This is a genomic window from Mesorhizobium sp. M4A.F.Ca.ET.050.02.1.1 (genome assembly GCF_003997725.1).
GTDB lineage: Bacteria > Pseudomonadota > Alphaproteobacteria > Rhizobiales > Rhizobiaceae > Mesorhizobium.
In genome coordinates this window covers 1-977 of record NZ_RZSG01001268.1, presented here as the reverse complement: position 1 = coordinate 977, position 977 = coordinate 1, and the positions used below count along the sequence as shown (strand labels likewise).

Annotated in this window: 1 protein-coding gene; it reads right to left on the bottom strand. The window is 66.0% G+C overall.

Going from position 1 to position 977, the window contains the following annotated elements; genetic code table 11:
* A partial coding sequence (locus EOA33_RS36855) for an integrase (protein ID WP_127407808.1) occupies positions 1-961 on the bottom strand: 961 nt, incomplete at its 3' end.
* Between the last annotated feature and the right edge of the window lie 16 nt (positions 962-977).

Genomic DNA, 977 nt, shown 5'->3' with positions numbered 1-977 from the left:
GGATCAGGTTCACCGCCTGCGGCGTCAGGGCGCGTTTTTCGAGATTGCCCCAACGGTCGATGCCGCGGAACACGGCGCCTTCGCTGATGTTCGCACGCTCCAGCCACTCCCGCAGGACCCGCACCGGACGGCCGATCAGCAACACGAAGGCCTCGCTGTCGGCTTGTGTCGTCTTGGTCCGGCCGAGCCGGATCGACAGGCACGGCAGTTTTTCGCCGTGCGGAGCCTTGGGATCGGTGGGTACCGGCTCTTCTTCGACGATCTGCTCGACGCGCAGCGCCGAAATTTCGCTGCGACGCCGGCCGCCGGAGGCGAAGGCGGTGATGAGGATCGCGCGATCCCTGACCTCGACGAGACGGTCGCCGCCGCAGGCTTTTAGGAGCGCGGTCAAAATGTCGGCGGTCACGGCTTTCTTGCTCTTGCGGCCGCGCGGGCGGGCGCTGGCGCGCACGGCCAGCTTGATGGCGCTGTGCAGGCCCGGGGCCGCAAAATTTCCGTGCAACCCACGCCATTTGGTCAGCGTCGACCAGCTCGACAGCCGCCGACGCACGGTGGCGGGGGCGTGCGGGCCGTCGACACGCAGCAGCTTCGCCAACTTCAACGCTACAGCCACGTCTTCCGGCATCCCATGCGCCGGGTCGGCTTCCCGTCTTACGGGATCCCACAGATGATGGGCGACGAATTTGATCAGCAGCGCCTCCGGCGCCGGCCAGGGCAGCGCAAAACCGGTGGCGGCCAGACACCAGGCCTCGAGGTAGCCAAGGTCGGAAGCGAGCGCCCGCAGCGAATTATCGCCGATGCCTTCTTTTGCGAGATGACGCAACGTGGCGACGTCGTCGTCGGTGAGCAATTCGGCCAGGAAATCACGCCGATCGAAGGGCAGCACCGAATCCAGCGCATCAAGCGCCTCGGCGCGGCGCAGCTTTTGGTCGGGTACGGGTTTTGGCAGGCGAAGATCCATGGTGCTCGCTTAAAAC